17 protein-coding genes and 1 tRNA gene are annotated in these 18,908 nt (G+C 43.3%); 5 read left to right on the top strand and 13 right to left on the bottom strand.

The window, feature by feature from the left end:
- The first annotated feature begins 76 nt into the window (after positions 1–76).
- From CVS93_RS03935 to CVS93_RS03915, 4 genes are all read left to right on the top strand, one after another.
- Positions 77–151, top strand: a tRNA-Asn gene (locus tag CVS93_RS03935).
- A 333-nt stretch (positions 152–484) separates the two neighbouring features.
- Positions 485–751, top strand: a complete 267-nt coding sequence (locus CVS93_RS03930; protein ID WP_107686653.1) for a hypothetical protein — start codon at positions 485–487, stop codon at positions 749–751.
- Between the two features lie 34 nt (positions 752–785).
- Entirely contained in the window at positions 786–2,423 is a 1,638-nt protein-coding gene (locus tag CVS93_RS03925) for a hypothetical protein (protein ID WP_234400082.1), read from the top strand.
- 301 nt (positions 2,424–2,724) lie between these two features.
- Positions 2,725–4,968: a molybdopterin oxidoreductase family protein gene (locus CVS93_RS03915; RefSeq protein ID WP_234400081.1), complete on the top strand. Its 2,244-nt coding sequence runs from the start codon at positions 2,725–2,727 to the stop codon at positions 4,966–4,968.
- A gap of 197 nt (positions 4,969–5,165) precedes the next feature.
- Here the strand turns inward: CVS93_RS03915 and fdh3B are convergent, their stop codons facing one another.
- The 6 genes from fdh3B to tupB form a co-directional block, all read right to left on the bottom strand.
- Positions 5,166–5,807 carry a formate dehydrogenase FDH3 subunit beta gene (fdh3B, locus tag CVS93_RS03910; RefSeq protein ID WP_084040953.1) on the bottom strand — a complete coding sequence of 214 codons (642 nt, stop codon included), beginning with the start codon at positions 5,805–5,807 and terminating at the stop codon, positions 5,166–5,168.
- 1 nt (position 5,808) lies between these two features.
- On the bottom strand, positions 5,809–8,619 hold the full coding sequence (locus tag CVS93_RS03905) for a formate dehydrogenase subunit alpha (protein WP_234400088.1): 2,811 nt from the start codon (positions 8,617–8,619) through the stop codon (positions 5,809–5,811).
- Between the two features lie 47 nt (positions 8,620–8,666).
- Positions 8,667–8,843: a twin-arginine translocation signal domain-containing protein gene (locus tag CVS93_RS03895; RefSeq protein ID WP_084040950.1), complete on the bottom strand. Its 177-nt coding sequence runs from the start codon at positions 8,841–8,843 to the stop codon at positions 8,667–8,669.
- Positions 8,830–9,555, bottom strand: a complete 726-nt coding sequence (locus CVS93_RS03890) for a molecular chaperone (RefSeq protein WP_107686650.1) — start codon at positions 9,553–9,555, stop codon at positions 8,830–8,832. The genes CVS93_RS03895 and CVS93_RS03890 overlap by 14 nt, the downstream gene beginning before the upstream one ends.
- A gap of 300 nt (positions 9,556–9,855) precedes the next feature.
- Positions 9,856–10,809, bottom strand: a complete 954-nt coding sequence (gene tupC, locus CVS93_RS03885; RefSeq protein ID WP_107686649.1) for a tungstate ABC transporter ATP-binding protein TupC — start codon at positions 10,807–10,809, stop codon at positions 9,856–9,858.
- Positions 10,810–10,902: 93 nt separating this feature from the next.
- Positions 10,903–11,595, bottom strand: a complete 693-nt coding sequence (gene tupB / locus CVS93_RS03880) for a tungstate ABC transporter permease TupB (protein WP_107686648.1) — start codon at positions 11,593–11,595, stop codon at positions 10,903–10,905.
- A gap of 72 nt (positions 11,596–11,667) precedes the next feature.
- On the opposite strand from tupB, the gene tupA reads away from it, so the two are divergent.
- The gene (gene tupA / locus CVS93_RS03875) at positions 11,668–12,486 is read left to right on the top strand and encodes a tungstate ABC transporter substrate-binding protein TupA (protein ID WP_084108635.1); all 819 of its coding nucleotides are present in this window, start codon (positions 11,668–11,670) and stop codon (positions 12,484–12,486) included.
- Positions 12,487–12,586: 100 nt separating this feature from the next.
- Here the strand turns inward: tupA and CVS93_RS03870 are convergent, their stop codons facing one another.
- From CVS93_RS03870 to CVS93_RS03835, 7 genes are all read right to left on the bottom strand, one after another.
- Positions 12,587–13,789, bottom strand: coding sequence for a hypothetical protein (locus tag CVS93_RS03870; RefSeq protein WP_107686647.1), 1,203 nt, complete (start codon positions 13,787–13,789; stop codon positions 12,587–12,589).
- Between the two features lie 56 nt (positions 13,790–13,845).
- The gene (locus CVS93_RS03865; protein ID WP_107686646.1) at positions 13,846–15,171 is read right to left on the bottom strand and encodes an aminotransferase class V-fold PLP-dependent enzyme; all 1,326 of its coding nucleotides are present in this window, start codon (positions 15,169–15,171) and stop codon (positions 13,846–13,848) included.
- 183 nt (positions 15,172–15,354) lie between these two features.
- Positions 15,355–15,543 (bottom strand): hypothetical protein, encoded by a 189-nt coding sequence (locus CVS93_RS03860; RefSeq protein ID WP_004321084.1) that lies wholly within the window; start codon positions 15,541–15,543, stop codon positions 15,355–15,357.
- Between the two features lie 27 nt (positions 15,544–15,570).
- On the bottom strand, positions 15,571–16,338 hold the full coding sequence (locus tag CVS93_RS03855) for a winged helix-turn-helix domain-containing protein (protein ID WP_107686645.1): 768 nt from the start codon (positions 16,336–16,338) through the stop codon (positions 15,571–15,573).
- Entirely contained in the window at positions 16,331–17,113 is a 783-nt protein-coding gene (fdhD, locus tag CVS93_RS03850) for a formate dehydrogenase accessory sulfurtransferase FdhD (RefSeq protein WP_107686644.1), read from the bottom strand. Before fdhD ends, CVS93_RS03855 begins: the two co-directional genes overlap by 8 nt.
- Before the next feature lie 1,133 nt (positions 17,114–18,246).
- Complete coding sequence (locus CVS93_RS03840) at positions 18,247–18,519, bottom strand: helix-turn-helix domain-containing protein (protein WP_087576737.1); 273 nt, start codon at positions 18,517–18,519, stop codon at positions 18,247–18,249.
- Complete coding sequence (locus tag CVS93_RS03835; RefSeq protein WP_107686643.1) at positions 18,506–18,835, bottom strand: type II toxin-antitoxin system RelE/ParE family toxin; 330 nt, start codon at positions 18,833–18,835, stop codon at positions 18,506–18,508. Before CVS93_RS03835 ends, CVS93_RS03840 begins: the two co-directional genes overlap by 14 nt.
- Between the last annotated feature and the right edge of the window lie 73 nt (positions 18,836–18,908).

Raw genomic sequence — 18,908 nt, 5'->3', positions numbered from 1 at the left:
AATTTTTTATAAATTAAGCTAAAATTTATTGACAAAACATATCTTTTCGTCTATAATACGAGCTCTTTTCAAGTGTTCCGGATTAGCTCAGCGGTAGAGTAGGTGACTGTTAATCACTTGGTCGCTGGTTCGAACCCAGCATCCGGAGCCATTTATATTCAAAAATCCTTTTAAAACCCCGATTTTTACAATGTTTCAAGAGCTTTAAGTTTTCTTAGTTTTATAAAATTTGTTCCCTATTTGTTCCCGAAATTTTTTAATATTCCAATTTCTCGCCATGTTTTCTAAGTCAATCTAAGATGCTTTATTTTTGTTTTTAAAAACAAGAAAACATTTTTTATCCTAAATTACTCTAAAATACCCTAAGGAATCATAGGGTATTAAAAATTTTTCAAAAACTATCCAAAAACTACTCAAAATAGCAAGGGTAAATGAAAAGTACATATAATTAGTTATATAAGAATAAGCAGAAGGAGAAAATGGGATGCTTAACGAACTATATAACGATGTAGAGTACAAAACGCTTCTTGAGCACATATCTAGCCAATATAAAGGAAGGGTGGTTTTAGACAGAAAGCAAACCGCAGCGGTTCTTGGTATTGGTATATCCACTCTTGATCTTCGTATATCGCAGAGCAGGGATATTCCACGTTATATCAAAATGGGAGATGCAAAGAATTCTCGCATAGCGTTTGCGATAACGGACATTGCGACTTATATTTTTCAAAAAAGGGTTAAAACATGCTCTTAATTTCTATAGTAGATAATAAAGAAAAGGACTAAAAATGAGTGATGCTCTTCAAATAGGCGGACACAGCCTAGTTCTTTGTGTAAGAAGCGAATTCTTGACGCTCAAAAAGGCTATTATAAGGTATGAGCACAATGTTAGAGAGGTTAAGCACGCCTCTAAGATCGGATATCTTAGAGGCAACAGCCGTAATAATAGATACATAGTGCTTAGCGAATATAACGATAACGGCAATATGCGAGAGATGCCTAATAGCGATAGGGAATTTAGCGATAGAAAGTATATAAAAGCACTCTTGAAAAAATACCACGAAAAAATGAAGGCCGACTACGAAGCCCAAACTAAAATCTATAAAAACGGCAAGGTGGTAAAGAATCGTTGGCGAGAAAATATGGTCGGGTTTTCCGAAATAGTCATAAGTTTCGGCACCGATCGGAATAAAGAATCCAAAGAAGGGCTAAATAAAACCGAAGTAAATTTTATCAACGCTCAGGTCTCGCTCGACAGAGTTAGAAGATTTGCAAACGATTATTGCGCTAAATACGGCGTTAAATGCCTGCTAATCGCTGAGCACAACGATGAGAAAACTAAGCATTATCAGCTTATTTTTACGAATTACCAATTTGAAAACCATAAAAATCTTAGGTTTAACGGCAAGGGCGAAACGCTAAAATTCGGCAGAAGTATGCAAGAAATGGGAGGGGCGGCGTTTAAGGGCATAGCATTGCGCGGCGAGCTAGGCTCTAAGATGAGGCATAAAAATATAAAACAAATGCACAAAACCGAAAAAGAGTATAGTAATGAGCAAAAGTTTAAAAATAAAATTAGACAATCCATAGTCGATGAAGCAAGAAAGTATATAAAAAAGAAAGAGTCTATGTTCGGCAAAGACTATTTGAGATTGGAAATCGAGGACGATAAGACTTTTATAACGAGTCTTACGAATTTAGTATTAGATCAAATGCAAAATAATATAAGTATAGTTACCGACGTAGAACTAAAACAAAGGGTTTACGAGCTAACGAATCAACTAATAAACAAGGGTGAGATAATTGCAAAAAATAACGAGCTGGATCAATCCAATGAAAATCTAATCCAAGAAAATAAAAATCTAAAAGAGATTAACGCGAACCTAAACAATCAAGACAATATTATAAAAGATAGGAATTTGCAAATAAGCAACCTCTCGGCCGAGCTAATTCAAAAAGAAGATGAAAACAATAAACTAAAAAGCCGATTAGAAAATATTGAAGCTGACGTAGCGCAAATAGATAAACTAAAACAAAAAGCCGATCAAAGCGATGCCCTGCAAAGCAAGCTCGAAGAAGCTAATACAGATCTAGAAAGCAAAGAAAAAACAAATCAGTCTTTGAAACAAAGAAACGAAGAGCTGGAGGCGTCGCTAAGTAACGAGAATGCCTTAAAAGAAGACAACGATAGCAAACAACTACAAATCGTTAAACTACAAACTTCTATAAATAGCAAAGATCAAAGAATATCCGAGCTAGAAGGAGAAGTAAAAGTTAAAGACGAAACGATAGAAAATTTACAGGTTAAGTTAACTATATTAGAAAACTTTAAAACGAAGGTTATTAGTTTTATCTTAAAAATAAGCAATTTAATACCGAATTTTAGTAAGCTACTGGATGATGGGCCTGTGGAGATAAAAAAATGAGATAAAAGGCAAGATGTATAGTAGGGATGGGATGGAGATATAAGCAAGTTATCGGCAGCGAGAAATCTTTAATAGATTATTATAGAGTAGTACCGGTAGGACAAATTTTATCAAAATGACCAATATGTGATTTTGCTTTCAAAATACGATTTTAAAGACAAATTTAGCCAAAAGAGTAATATGCTAAATTTGCATATTACTTAAATAATTCTTAAAAAAATATACTAATTTTAAAACTAAATTTACATTTGCAGTTGTATAATAATCTCATAATTTTCAGTAATACCAGAAAGGAGCAAAAATGGAAGAGATCGTAAAGACCACCTGTCCATATTGCGGTACGGGCTGCGGCATCGATCTTATCGTGCGAAACGGTAGAATCGTAGATGCTAAACCTAGCAAAGACCACCACGTAAACGACGGTGAGCTTTGCTTAAAAGGAATGTTCGGATGGGAGTTCGTAAACTCTCCTAAACGCTTAAGCCGACCGATGATGAGAAAGCTAAACGGCGTCTACGACAAGCACGGCGAGCTTGAAGAAGTGAGTTTTGAGGAGGTTTATGATTTCCTTGCGGATAAATTTAAATCCACCGTCGCAAAATACGGCCCAAGCTCGATCATGGGCTTTAGCTCCGCGCGCTCAAATAACGAAGACAACTACGTTTTCCAGAAATTTTTCCGCGCCCAGGGCAGCAACAACGTCGATCACTGCGCCCGTCTTTGACACGCTCCTACAGTGGCAGGTCTTGCCAGCACGCTAGGAAACGGAACGATGACGAACGATTTGGTCGAATTTGCGACCGATACGGACGTATTTTTACTCATCGGTACCAACACGAGCGAGTGCCACCCGATCATCGCTATGCAGATGCAGCGCGGCCTTCAGCGCGGCGCGAAGATGATCGTCGTAGATCCAAAGCGCACCGATATGGCTAAAAAAGCCGATATTTTCTTGCAAATCCCGATCGGAGCGAATATCAAAACGCTAAATACGATGATGCACGTAATCATCGCCGAAAATTTGCAAGATAGCGAATTTATCGAGAAGTACTCCGAGGGATTTGAATATCTAAAAGAAGCGGTTAAGGACTTTACGCCTGAGCGTTTCGAGCGCGAAACCGGTATAAAAAAAGAGCTCATCATAGAGGCAGCTAGAATGTATGCTAAAGCAGGCGCGGCAGCGATTTGCTACACGATGGGTATCACGCAGTTTAGCGACGGCACGTCAAACGTCTTTTCGCTATCAAATTTAGCCGTTTTAACGGGAAATTTAGGCAAAAAGGGTGCGGGCGTAAATCCTCTGCGCGGTCAAAACAACGTCCAAGGCGCATGCGACATGGGCGCGCTGCCTAACGTCATCCCGGCAGGAGCGGTAAACAGCCCTTATGCGCAGGAGCAAGCGCGCAAAGTATGGCACTTTGAGCTAAATCCGGTTCCGGGCTTTAAGCTAACGCAAGCACCGGATAAAATGGATAGCGGCGAGCTAAAAGTCCTCTACGTCTACGGCGAAAACCCCGTAATGAGCGACCCTTGGACCGAGCACTTCGTCCACGCCGTGCACCATCTAGACTGCTTTATCGTGCAGGATCTTTTCTTTACCGAGAGCGCGCACAAGGCCGATGTGGTGCTACCTGCCGCGGGCTGGGGCGAGAAGGACGGAACCTTTATCAACACCTCTCGCCGCGTCCAACGCACTCGCAAAGCTAGCGAGCCCGTTAACGGCGTGGAGCCTGATTGGAAGGTCGTTTGCAACATCGCAAACCGCATGGGACTAGAGGGGTTTGATTTTGCGAGCCCTGAGCAAATTTGGAACGAGCTAAGGGAGCTTATGCCTAAATTTTTCGGCGGTATCAGCTACTATAGACTAGGCAAGCTAGGAGGTATCAGCTGGCCTTGCCCGGACGAGGAGCATCCGGGTACGCCGGTGCTTTACGCAGATCACAAGTCCATGCTGCCTGGCGGTAAATTCCGCTTCGCGCCGGTGCTTTACTTAGACGATAAAAACGAACGCGCAAAGGCCGAGGCCGAATTTAGAGCCAAGATGAATATCCCGGAGGGCTACCCAGTCGGTAGCGGCGCGCTTAGCGAGGTGCCAGACGAGGTATATCCGTGCCTATTTACGACCGGACGCAAGGTCTATCACTACCACACTGGCACGATGACTAGAGAGTGTCCGGCTCTTGAATACGGCGCGGGTATCGAGGGCGCGCTCATCGAGGTAAGCCCCGATATCGCTCGCGAGAGGGAGCTAGAGGAGGGCTGCTACGCGCTCGTACAAAACAAACGCGGCCAGATCGCGGCCAAACTACGCGTAAATCCGGATTTAAAAGAAGGCACGATATTTACGACCTTCCACTACAGCGAGGCCGACGGTAACGAGCTAGCAAACGCAGGCGATCCCGATCCGCTCTCAGGCATCACGCCGCTAAAGATGACGATAGCAAACATCAGGCGTCTAAGCGAAGAGGAATTTATCAAATTTAGAGAGCAAAACGAGATGTCGATGCACTCGGCAAATCCTTATTTGTCGCCTGTTAGGGCTTAAATTTAGGGCGGGAGACCGCCCTTTTATACTTAAATTTATCCATTTTATTTTAAATTTACCCGCATTCAAATTTGACGAACTACCCATGTAAAATTTAATGAAATCAAAGAAGCGTGAGTCAAATTTGACGCAGACAAACCGCGTCAAATTTGATGAGATTACTCGCTCCCGCAATCTCGGCAAGAGCGAGCTAAATTTTAAGATTTTATTTTAAGCCTATCGCCAGCATAGTAGGCGAGCTTCCAGGTCAGAGTTTGTTTTAGGTCTTTAAAGCCGTAGCCGCGAGCCTTGACTCTATCGCCGTAGATTTTTTCTATCATTGCCGATTCTCCTACTAGTAGCGCCTTTGTCGAGCACATCGCCGCACAAACCGGCACCTTTCCTTCGGAAATTCTATCCTGACCGTACTCTTCGCGCTCGGCTTCGCTATTCGTCGGTAGCGGACCGCCTGCGCACATCGTGCACTTATCCATCGAACCTTTGGCGCCAAATACTCCCTCGCGCGGGAACTGAGGCGCGCCGAACGGACACGCGTATAGACAGTATCCGCAGCCGATGCAGATATCTTTATCGTGTAGCACGATACCATCGCTCCTGATATAAAAGCAATCAACCGGACAAACCAGCGAGCATGGAGCGTCCTCGCAGTGCATGCAAGCTATCGAGGTTGATATTTCCTTACCGGGTACGCCTTCGTTTAGCGTGATGACGCGGCGGCGGCGGATACCTAGAGGCAGCTCGTGAGCCTCGTCGCAAGCCACCGCACAGCCGTTACAGTCGATACATCTATCGTCGTCGCAGTAAAATTTAAGTCTATTGTTATCGTTAAATTCGCTCATTTTACGCCTTTTCTATGCGGCATAGACCGCTTTTGGTTTCAGGAATCTGAGTGTTTATATCATATCCATAGTTAGTGACGGTATTTGCGCTCTCGCCTACCGCATAAGGCTTGGTGCCTTCCGGGAAATTACCCGTCATATCGACGCCTTGCATATAACCCGCATAATGAAACGGCATAAAGATGGTGTCGGGTTTAACGGACGGTACTACTCTGGCGCGCACCTTAACCTTGGTACCTTCAGGCGAATGAACCCAGATGAAATCCCAGTTTTTAATGCCGTGTTTAGCCGCAAGTTCAGGGTGGATATCTGCAAACATCTCAGGCGTCAAGCGGCTTAGATACATACTAGCTCTCGTCTCCATGCCCGCGCCGCTAAAATTTACGAGGCGAGCCGTCGTGAGGATAATAGGAAATTCTTTTGAGTAGTCCTTTGCTAGCTGGACGGATTTAAATTTCGTATCGACGCGGTTTTGAAGTTTCTTATCCTCAAAGCTCGGATACTTTTGCGCCAGATCGAATCTAGGCGTATGCAACGGCTCTCTGTGAAGAGGAATTTGATCCGCAAAAGTCCAAACGATCGTCCTAGCTCGCGCGTTACCGTACGGAGCGATGTTTTTCTCCATGCATTTTTTAGCGATGATATTACTATCGTCATGTATCCAGCTGCCGCCTATTTTAGCCTTTTCATCCTCGGTTAGCGTGATACCTAGCACCTTTTCGATGTTATCTTTTTTGATCTCCGGATATCCGCCCTTGACAAACGAATCTACGGGCGCGCTACCGTCTGCGGCTAATTGGCTAACTCCGTTATGCTCTAAGCCGAAGCGGTTTCTAAAACCCATACCGCCTTGCCTAACGGACTTGTTTATATCGTAAAGTATCGGGCTACCCGGATGATCCTCAGTCCAGCACGGCCACGGCAAGCCGTAGTATTCGCCTTCGACTACGGTGCCCGGTTTTCCTAGACTTGTTTTTTCGTCAAATTTATCCCAGTTTTCTTGGTGCTTTTTGAGCCTTTCCGGAGTCCAACCCGTCATGCCGATAGTTTTAATTATATTTGCGATCTCGCGAGTAGCGACTTCAGGCCACTCGATCTTGCCTTCAGCGTCTCTGATCGTGCGCGTTAGTTCGTCATAGTATCCTAGCCTTTTGGCAAGCTCGAATAAAATTTCGTGATCTGGCATACTCTCAAAAAGCGGCTCCACGACTTGACTTCTCCACTGGCCGCTACGGTTTGTGGCTACGACGGTGCCGCTGGTTTCAAACTGCGTCGCCGCAGGTAGTATATAGACGTCGTCTTTTTTGTCCGTTATCACGCCGGCATCGTTTACGAAAGGATCTACTAGAACCAAAAGCTCAAGCGCGTCTAGGCCCTCTTTTACTTTTACTTGTTGCGCGGTAGAGGTGATACCGTTGCCGATTACTACTAAGGCTTTTATACTGTCGCCGGCATTATCTACGGCTTCGTTGCCGTTTTTACCGTCAAGCACGCCCGCCCACCATTTTGATAGCGTAAATCCGGGTTTAAACATCATTTCAGGCTTAACGAAATTCTTTTGGAGCCATTCAAAATCGACCTTCCACATCTTAGCGAAGTATTTCCAGTTGGCTTCGTTTTTTGGATAGTATCCGGGTAACTCGGTCGGCAAATTCGCCATATCCGTCGCGCCTTGAACGTTGTCGTGGCCGCGAAGGATATTACAGCCGCCGCCGCTAACGCCCATATTTCCTAGCACTAGTTGCAGGATCGGAGCGATACGAGTGTTTGAGCTGCCTATGGTGTGCTGAGTTAGACCCATCGCCCAAACGACCGATCCCGGGCGATTTTTGGCATAAACTTCGGTTATCTCAAGAAGCGTCTCTTTTTTGATCCCGCAAACATCTGCTACGACTTCAGGTGTCCATTTGGCAGCCTCTTCGCGGATCAGATCCATACCGTAGACGCGGTCGTTTATAAATTCCTTATCTTCCCAGCCGTTTTGAAAGATGATATTCATCATGCCATACATAAAAGGTATATCCGTGCCGGTACGAATTTGAGCAAAATAATCAGCCTTAGCCGCAGTTCTCGTGTATCTTGGATCGATCACGATTAGCTTTGCGCCGTTATTTTCCTTCGCTTTTAGAAAATGTCTAAAGCCGACCGGGTGATTTACCGCCGGATTTGCGCCCACTATAAAGATAGACTTCGCGTTTTGGATATCTCCAAGATGATTGGTCATAGCTCCATAACCCCAAGTATTCGCCACACCGGCGACTGTAGAGCTGTGTCAAAGACGTGCTTGGTGATCTAGATTATTAGTCCCGAACATCGCTACGAATTTGCTTATATAATAGCTTTGTTCGTTGCAATCTTTTGCAGAGCCTAGAAACATTACTTGCTCTGGATTTTTTTCGCGATACGCTTTTAGTTTGGCGCCGATTTCATCAAGAGCCTCTTTGTAGCTGATGCGTTTCCATTTGCCGCCTACTTTTTTCATCGGGTATTTTACGCGGCAGTGAGAGCGCACCATATCGATGACGTCGCTACCCTTACAGCAGTGGCCGCCAGCGCTTACCGGATGATCTTGAGCTACTTCTTGGCGTACCCAAACGCCGTTTTCTACCTCGGCGCGCACTCCGCATCCAACGGAGCAAACCGTACAAACGGTTTTTACGATTTTAGAGTTTGGAAACGGATTTGCCATTTCTTCTTTTGTGGCGCTTCTAGTTACGCCGCTAGCGGCCAGTCCGCTCATGCTGCCCGCTACGCCCGCTAGCGCGGCCATTTTTAAAAACGATCTTCGCCCGACTGCGTTTGAGTGGGGCATAAGACGTAAATTTGCCTCAGACATATTTATCCTTTCTTAAATTTTTATTATTTCGCTTGTTCGTAGTACAGATCCCAGTTTTTGCTTCTTTTATAAAGCACTTCGGTCTTTTTGCTTTTACCGTATTTTAGGTTTGACGCCGCTGCCGTCGCTACTCCGGCCGTAGCCGCTGCCGCGCCGACTAGCCCCGCCTTTTTTAAAAATTCTCGCCTATTTTTTTGCATTTTCTTCCTCCATAGCTTTTAGCTTTCTCACTCGGTTTTTTTGCCTTCTTATGGCCTCGGATCTTGAAACTCCGTCCAAGGTCTTTTTGTTTTCACCTTGATTTATAGGACGCGGCGCGCTTAAAACTACGCGTTCAAACTCTATAAATCCTTGCAGAAGTACCGCTACGTCTTTGTAAATTTCGCTGCTTTCGTGATTAAAAAGATTCTCTATAAACTCGTCGATGTTTGGATTTATGATCTCTTTAAAGAGCTGCTCCTCAAGCTCGCCGTATAGCTCCAGCTCGCTCTCTCTCGCGATAAATTCGCTCATTAGCGCAAACACGAAACCCACGTTGTCTTCGTTTTCTTTAAATTTAGCCTCGTCGCGCCTAATGTCTGTGCGGGCTAAAATTTTACGCACTTTTGCGCAGGCGTGTCCGACCTCGTAGCCCTCGTCGTAGTAGGATAGCGAGTTTCTGAGCGGACTTGGTAGAGCGTGGAAAATTTCATCGAATTCATCCGCTAAATTTTGCGAATTTTCCTCGTCGAATTTTACCTGTATGCGCATTATCGCGGCAGCCGATTCTTCGTTTAGAGCGTGCGCTGAGGCAAGGCCTAGCATCGCGTTTACGCCGCTAAATCTGTCGGCGTCTTGGCTAAAAACGAAAAAACGCGAAAATAGCGAGTAGTAAAGCCCGCGTCCCGCCGCAAATTCGCCCTTGCTAGTCATCGCCTTCCTTTATCATTTTTATCTATTTTTTGAGATTTTTCTCGATTGTGAAACTATACTATGTTTTGGCTTATTTCTTATACTTAAAAAAAAATAAATTAAAAAAATTAATATACGCTTAAATATGCCTTAATTGCATATTGCTTACGGCGAATTTTAGGAAATAAAATAAATATGAAATTTACGCATATATCTTGCATTTACGCTTTATTTTGATATTTACTTTTAACTAGGCTATTTTAACGGGCGCTAAACGAGCCTAAATTTAAAATTTGAAGCGAAATTTGCAAAATTTGAGGCTCATTCAAGCCTCAAAAACGCTTCCTCGTCAAATTTAAAATAAATATTTTCGCCGACTCTAAAATTTTGCGAATTCGCCGCCAGCGTTTTAATCAAAAAGTCGCCGACTTTGATTTTCACCAAAAGCTCTTTGCCAAGATAGAGCGAAACCGAGTGCAAGATGCCGCCCAAATACCCATCTATCGGCGTTTTGCTTAGCGTTATTTTGCTTGGATTTACGGCGATTTTTACGGCGTTACGTAAATTTTGCGGCAAATTTACGCTCGCGTTTTCGTCAAATTTCAAAACCCCGTCCCGCGCGTCGAATATATTTTTGTATTCGAATTCGCACACGCGCCCCTTGTGCAAAAAGACGTTTTCTTCGGCGATTGCGGTTAGCCATTTGTCGTCGTGACTAGCGATCACAAAGCCGCAGCCGTATCTTTGCCGCATGTAAAGCACCGCCTTGCCGAAAAGCTTTGACGTGCCCACGTCCACGCTGTTTGTCGGCTCGTCGAGTAGATATAAATGCGATCTAAGCGCCAAATTTAACGCAAAGCTAACGCGCTGCGTCTGTCCCGAGCTAAGCTCAAAGTGGCGCTTGTTCAAAAAGCTCTCGTTAAGCCCGACCAAATTTAACGCCTCGCTCGCCCTTTCGTTAAATTCCGCTAGCACTCCGCGGCTTTTTAAAACGGCTCTAAAATTTTCCCTCACGGAGCGTTTTAAAAGTGCCGGTTCGGGCAACAAAATGCTAACGTCGCGCAGTAAATTTAGACTCGGCGCGCTGCTCCCCCACAGCCGCACTTCGCCGCTAGTGGGCTTTTGTAAAAACGACATTACTCGCATCAGCGTGCTTTTGCCGCTGCCGTTGCTGCCCGTTAGCGCGGTGATTTTACTAACGTCGATATCAAGGTGCGGGATGTTTAAAATCTCGCTCGCGCCGTAGTTTAGGCGTAAATTTCTAACGTTTATCACTTTGCGCCTTTCTCGTTAAATTTACAAAAAAGCTCAAATTTGACTCGCCTAGAGCGCATTTTGCGAGCGTAAAATTTCTAATTTTATCAAATTTCATTTATCCAGCCTTTTTAGCGCGTGTATCGTCAAATTTACGGCAAATGCGATAAAGATAAGTACCAAAGCCAGCGCTATACCCATCGCAAACTCACCCTTATTCGTCTCCAGCGACACCGCAGTCGTGATCGTGCGAGTAAAGTATTTGATATTTCCGCCGATCATCATCGCCACGCCGACCTCGGCCACGATACGCCCGTACGCCGTCGCTACGACTACCATCAAAGCGTATCTTAGCTCGTAAAGCACGCAGCCCACTAGCCTTGGCGGGCTCAGGCGTAAATTTAGGATGGTTAGATAGTGCTTTTTGTCCATATTTTCCACGACGCTAGCGCTTAGCGAGATGATGATAGGTAGTGCTAGCACAAACTGCCCCAGCATCACGGCCTTTAGCGTAAAAAGCAGCCCAAACTCGCCAAACGGGCCGTTTCGCGTGATAAATGCATACAAAATAAGTCCGATCGCAACGGTGGGTATCGCAAGCGCCGTATCGCTGAGCAGTCTCAAAATCCTGCGCCCTTTAAAATCGTAAAATCCCAGCGTAAAGCCTAGCGGAAAACCGACTAAAATCGTAAAAAATATCGAAACGCTCGAAGTGTAAAGCGTCGCCCTGATCGCCGAATACGTTTCCTCATCGCCGCTAAAAAGCAGCCTAAAGGCCTCTAAGAATCCGTTTAGTAGAAAGTCCAAATATTATTTCTCCGTATGTTTATATGGTTAATTTAATATGCTATAATAGCATACTTTTAAAAAAGGAGAAAAATGAAAAAAGTAATATTAGGCTCGCTAATCGCGAGCGTTTTGGCGTTTGCGGGCGATAGCGAACTCATCATGGCTACCACCACCAGCACCGATAACACTGGGCTACTAGACGCGATCTACCCTGTGTATAAGGCAAAAACCGGCGTCGATATCAAATGGACCGCCGTAGGCACGGGCGCTGCTTTAAAACTTGGCGAAAACTGCGATGCGGACATACTTTTCGTGCATTCGCCAAAAGTTGAGAAAGAATTCGTAGAAAAAGGCTTTGGCGTCGAGAGAAAAGCCGTAATGTACAATGATTTCGTCGTTATCGCCGATAAATCTATCGCCGATAAATTTAAAGGCAAAGACATAAAAGAGAGCTTTGAGCTGATCAAAAAAGAGAATATCAAATTTTTCTCTCGCGGCGATAAATCAGGCACTGACAACAAAGAAAAAGGTATCTGGAAAAAAATCATCGGCGAAGTGCCTGAAAAAGACGGCTGGTATATGCAAACCGGCCAAGGCATGCTAGCTACCATCAACGCTGCAGCCGAGCAAAAGGGCGTGACATTCACCGACCGCGGCACCTACATCAAGTACGAGGACACCAAAAAAGGCGCGCCTGAGATGGTCATCATCAACGAGGGCGACAACGACCTAAAGAACTTCTACTCGCTAATCGCGGTAAATCCGAAGCACTGCGCTAAGGCCGACATCGAAAACGCAAATAAATTTATAGAGTGGGCGACGAGCGAAGAGGGTCAGAAATTTATCGGCGACTTTAAGCTGCTAGATAAGCCGCTTTTCACGCCTGACGCGAATACTCGCAAAAACTAATTTTATTTACGCGCAAATTTGAGTCGAATTTATGGCTTAAATTTGCGTGATTCGGGCGCGCTTTGCGCCCTTTTTTATAAATCAAAATCTATTTTACCTCTTATTCAAATTTAAACTCTCCGACGTCATTTTTAAATACCTCAAAGCACACATTACTAACAACTCTATCTTTAGTATACGCTTGATATAATTTTAGTAATTCTAAAGTCGTTATTATTAATATACCTTCACTTTTTGCATAACTTATTTGATTGACATGTATCGGCTCTCTTTTGCTAGGATCTATGTCGCGTTGAGGATTAATTATCAGTAGTCCCTTTACGTTATCAGGAGACATAGTATTATCTTCGGCTATTAAAAAATCAGTTACATGTTTCTTGCATTGTGCTATATTGCTATTTTTAACGTTTGTGTTTATCCCTTTTATTTCTACTATAAAGTTCATATTTCCACATTCGAATCTAAAATCTTCTTTTTTTACATCTATAAAATAATCATCTTGCAACTTAAAAATATCTACTAAAATTTCCTTTACCACACCAATCAACTCATCTCCATTTGAATATAGGATTGATTTAAATCTATTATTTTTATCAATTTGCCTATCTATATCTTCAATTTGCCGATATATATCCAATAATTTGTTGCGTTTGTTTTTCAGCATTGCATCATCGAAATACTCAAAACCATTAAACCAATCAGGAACATCGGATTTTTGGAATCTAGAAACAATAAATGATACTAAAATTTCTAAATCATTAGTTGCGTTTTCGATAAAAAGAGTAGTCGAATATAGCCCCTCATTATGTTTTACTATTGTGCTCTTACCTCCATTTGACCATTTGATGGTCTCGCCATCCACATTGTCAAATATAAAATCGGAATAAAAATTTTGCTCGTCTATGGTTGTTGTGCTTATTTCATATCTTAACTTTATATTAGACAAAACCAGTGTAGATAATTCCTGGTTAACTTGTTTGAGAATATCTTTAATTGCAACGGTTTGATTAGTATAACATTCAGAATAATGCACTGATACCTTCATATTTGTAGGCATTATTATGATAAATATACCTCTTTTTGAGTTTCTCATAATTTCTTTTAATGTCTTAAGGTGATATACGGCCTCAGTGCACTTTTGGTATTCTGGGCTGAAACTCCATAAGTTAGGACTATTTAAATCTATAACATTTATATCAAATTCATCAAAACTCTTAGGACGTTCAAAAGTGCTAATAGTGCAAGACATGTGCGGATCATTTATTTTAAATATTGTGGAGTAAGATATTATTTGAATTTTCATTTGTAGCGCCTCTTTAAATTTGTTGACTTTGTTTCTAGTTAACCACTATTGTAAAGCTAAATCTTCCCGCCGAACATCTCATACATCGCCTTTTCCTCGCCCCAAAGCTCGCGGTGCTTTTTGATGCAGGATTTTATCGCGCCCGCGAGATAGAGCACGTCTTGCTCGGTGTGCGTGTAGTGCAGGCTCACGCGCACGAAGCCGGGCTTGGCTTCTGGCATGCGCCCCTCCTTGATACCCAGCAGATCGTGAGCGTACGGCCCAGCGCACATCACGCCCGCGCGCGTCTGGATACCAAAGTCGTTGCTAAGGCTCGCGGCAAAATCATACGCCGAGACGCCGCGCACGTTAAAGGAAATTATCGGCAGCCGCGGCGCGCCCTTTGGAGCGTAGTTTATGACCTCGTCTATACTATTAAGCTCGCTCTCAAAAAGCCGCGCGAGCTCGTCCTCGGCGCTTTTTATCCTCTCAAAACCCACCTCGTTTCGTAGCGCGTAGGCCAAATTTGCCCGTATGAGCCCGATTATGGGCGGCGTACCGCCCTCCTCTAGCTGCTCGTGATTTTTCAAAAACACGTGCCCTTCGCGGCTGGCGTAGGCGACCGTCCCGCCTGCGGCAAACGTCGGCACATCGCTGTTAAGCAGCTCCTTTTTGATCGCCAAAAGCCCGCAGCTAGCGGGCCCTCCGAGCAACTTATGCGGCGAGAGGAAAATCGCGTCGAAATGATCGCAGTCTAAATTTGCGTGCGAGCTCAGCGCTGCGCAGTCAAAGGCCACGATCCCGCCCGCGGCTCTGATTAGCTCGCTGATTTTTTTGTAGTCGCTGACGACGCCCGTGACGTTTGAGGCGGCGCTAAACGAGCCGATGATACGGCGCCCGGCATTTAGCTTCAGTATGCGCTCGAGTCCTAGCATATCTATCTCGCCGGACTCGCTAAGCGGCACGCGCATGTAGTCGCAAAGCCCCTCACGAAAGCTAAGCTCGTTTGAATGGTGCTCGTATGGCGAAACGAGCACGAGCGGAAGCTGCGCGGCGCGTAAATTTGCCTCGCCGATCGCGCTTCTGGTCGCAGGCGGCAGATAGATGCCAAGCAACTCCTGAAATTTTTTGATCGCGGCCGTCGCGCCCTGTCCGCAAGCGATGAGATAAAACCGCTCGTCAAGGCCTAGCAGCTTTTTTAGGCTCTCGCGCGCACCCTCGTAGTGCCGCTGCGTGATGATGGCGCTCGAGCTGCTGTCAGAGTGGGTGTTGGCGTAGATTTTGAGAACATCTGCTATCTCGCGCTCTACGGGCTCATAAGCAAGCCCGGAAGCCGCGAAATCAAAATAATGCACGCCCGGTTTTAGGATGATATTTTTTCTTATTTCGTCTAAATTTGCCATTTTTTACTCTTTAAATTTGATACGGTAATTATAGTAAATTTTCGCAAATTTCGGGCTTTTGCTGTGGAAATGATTTAGTAAATTTGGAGATTAAATTTGAGCAAGCTAAATTTAACCGCAAAGCGGCAAATTTAACTTGATAAAGCACAGAAGTGCAAGCCACAGAGACTCACGACCATTTTATTATTTATTTATAAAATTTTTCTCTAGCCACTCGATAGCTTTTGCCTCAGTTTCGAAGCGTCCGCTTTTAGCGACCTGATTTTGCCCCTCGTAGAAGCGAATCCTGATACCGTCTTGGACGCTATCTACCTTTACTCTGGTGATTTTATCTTTGTTTAGATAGACCCTATCGTTTAGTTTTACGTACATTTTTTCTCCCTTAAATTTGATGTGGTTTTATTTATTTTTATCTTTTTTGTCGTCTTTAGCTGCGTCATTTTTCTCGCCGTCTTTTTTCAAAAACAACTCCTTAAAGCGCTTATCCGCAAAATCCTCGATGTCGTTTTGAAGCTGTCTATAGGCGTTTATGAGCTCATGCGCGCGCTCGTTTAGCGTCGTGCCGGCGTTTTCGCCGCCGCCTTGCTTGGTGGTAAAGAGCTCCTCTTTTAGATTTTTTTGCAAAATTTGCAGATGATTCCAGCATTTTTTATAGTTCATGCCTAGGATTTCGGCGGCCTTTGAGATCGAGCCGACCTCGGCGATGACGTCTAGGACTTCGGTTTTGCCCTTACCAAATATCAGCTCGCCCTCGTCGTTTTCTATCCAAGTTTTGGTTTTTACTCTCATCTTTTTTCCTTTCTTCTCCTTAAAACACCCCAACTGGCAGTATTTTACGTCGATTTTATAGTCTTTTAGCGTAGAGCGGATCGTCTTTAGCCCCACGCCCGTAGCCGCGTCTCTAGCGTCTTTGCACAGTATTCTGCCCTTTTCGTCGGTCATTTGCTTTAGCTGCGTCATCACGGTGTATTTGCCGCGTCCGTTTTCCAGCCCGCCAAACTGCCCCAGCTCGCAGTTGTCGATCTTTACGCCCATTTTTTCGGCCTCGTCGCTAACCAGACCGACCTCTACGCCTAGCTTTTCGGCGATCTTAAACGCCGCGCCGCAGTCTAGCCTGCCCTTTGGATTTAACAGTTTTGCGATCAGTTCGCGGATTTGCTCACTCATGGATTCTCTCCGTGCCGCTATATACGTTTATATTTTCGCCGCGCGCAAAGCCGCACAGCGTGAGCTTAAATTTACGCGCTATCACGACGCCAAGGCTAGTAGGAGCCGTACGCGAGACTAGCACGGGTATGCCGTGCATGACCGCTTTTGCGACCATTTCAGAGCTGAGCCTGCCGCTCACCATCAAAAACGAATTTTGCAGCTGCGCGCCGGCTAGTATAGCTTTGCCGACGGCTTTGTCTATAGTGTTGTGCTGAGCGATATCCTCGCCGATGTAAAACTGCTCGCCGCTTACGAAAAGCTTAGCCGTATGCACGCAGCCCGTCATCTCGTAAAGCTCGCACTGCGTGTAAAACTGCCCCATCTGGCGCAAAATTTCGTCTTTGTTAAATTTGACGTCGGCCTTTATAGAGCGCGCCGCCATAGCCTCAGGGTCGATGTTTGCCGTCGAGCTGCGCCCGCAGCCGCTGATTATCACCTTTTCCTCGTCAAACTGCTCGAGGCGCTTTTCGTTGATTTTAGCCTTTACCCGCACGCTTAAAGCATCCTCTGAAAGCTCTATACTCTCGATATCCTCAGGGCTTGCGATCAAATTTTCGCTGATGAGATAGCCTGCAGCTAGTGCCTCCTGATCGGTCGGAGTTGCCATGAGCGCGCCGAAACGCTTGCCGTTTATGTAGATCTCAAGCTTGATCTCGCGCACCAAAATATCATCAACGACGCTTTTTTGCGCGCCTTTAAATTTGGTGATTTGGGTCGTAAAAATAGGTTGCATGATTTTCCTTAATTTTTGCGAAATGATAGCTTTAAAATCTAAATTTAAGATTTGATTATAGTGAAATCTTGCTTAAATCAAGAAAAAACTTAAACTATTTTTAGTACGATTTTATCGGTATCTGATGATGATTTATATATGCAAATTTAGCATATATCTTAAGATATTTTTTGACTAAGATTTTATCATTATCTATATATTTATATAAGAAATGAAGGAATACTAAAAATAGTATAAGGCTAGAATTGGATCGCACATAACTTGCTGTATATAGGTTAAATCTTGAAAAATTATAAATATAATTTGCAGCCTAACGTAAGACCGAGAAGGAAATTTATATTATAGAGTCAAATTAAAAAAAACTAATTTTTGTCAAGCTGTATTTTACTGTTATATAGTCCGTGCACGACTCAAACACACCGACCGTATATAAAAAGCCCTTAATTATATTCATTAAGGGCTTTTTATATGAAAACTTAGACATTTTGCCGATGAAAAATCATTTTCGAGCGATAAGGTTTCGTCTAAGTTTTTATATTTTTCTTTTGCCTAGACAAAGAAAAATATCGGCCGTCTGCCAAGACCTTACAGCAAACTCATTTGAGTTTGCTAAGTAAGTACTAACATATTGTCTTATGTAAGGGTTGTTTATTCTTGATGTTTTGATAAATGATATTAAGTTCTAAGACTATACGATGGAATTAGAAGCGATTATTTTTTATTAAGTTAAAGTAAATTTTGGTTTATAGGGAAATTTACTTTTGTTTTTTTATTTGGTATTTTAGCGCAAATTTTAAAAATTGAGATTTTGTTGGTTTTTATATAGCATAAATAAAGATTAAAGTAGAGATTGTTTTTTGAGCAAGAAATAAAAATCAAAAAGAAGAGTATTTTTGTGTGGGATTAAGATTATTTAATAAAACAAGCATCGTTATAATATAGCCGTATTTATTTTTGTAGACGTATTAAAAATCTCGATTTTATCGTGTTAAAAATATATTTATACCATAACGATCTTATTTTTTCCAAATTACTAACAGTCGTATTTGCAAAAAAGCCCCGATTTGATAATCAACAAAGCTTAATATTTTCTTCTGTATTGACTTGAGTATTTGCTAGATAATTAATCTCACTCAAACTATCGCCACTCTTTTACCGCAAGCTTTTATGTAGTTAAAAAATGTTTTATACTTGATATTATACGCTCCGCTTTCTATCCTAGCTACGGCTGATTGGGTTATGCCCATCCTTTTAGCTACCTCGCTTTGAGTTAGCCCGGCTTCGCTTCTGGCGTCTATTAAAGCTTCTATGGCTTTATATTCGTCCTCTAACGCATCGTATTGCGCTTTAAATTCTGGATTCTTTAGCTCTTCTTTTAAAACTTCTCTAAAATTAACGGTTCCCATCTTTAAACTCCCTTAATCTTTGTTCCGCCAAATTTAGTATGCTTTTTGGCGTTTTTTGCGTTTTTTTGACAAAAGTTAGCAGGATTATTATCCTTTTGCCGATTTCATAACAATATATGCTTTTAGCTATACCTTCATCCGACTTTATACGTATCTCAAATAGTCCGTCATTTAGGCTTTTGGTGTACGGCTCCCCTAAGGTATTACCCCTAGCCTCTAAGAGCTCGAACATTTTATAGCCTCTTTGTCTAAGTCCTACGGGCAATCCCAAGAATTCATCTTTTATGGCTTCGCTTGCAAACTCTATGCTCCACATCGTAACTCTTTTATGTGGCTAAGCCCTATTATACCATATATGATATAAAATACAGTTTATTTTACACATTTGT

This window comes from Campylobacter concisus (genome assembly GCF_003048535.1).
Taxonomy (GTDB): domain Bacteria; phylum Campylobacterota; class Campylobacteria; order Campylobacterales; family Campylobacteraceae; genus Campylobacter_A; species Campylobacter_A concisus_S.
The sequence above is the reverse complement of the archived record's forward strand: the minus strand, read 5'-3'. Positions and strand labels throughout refer to the sequence as shown.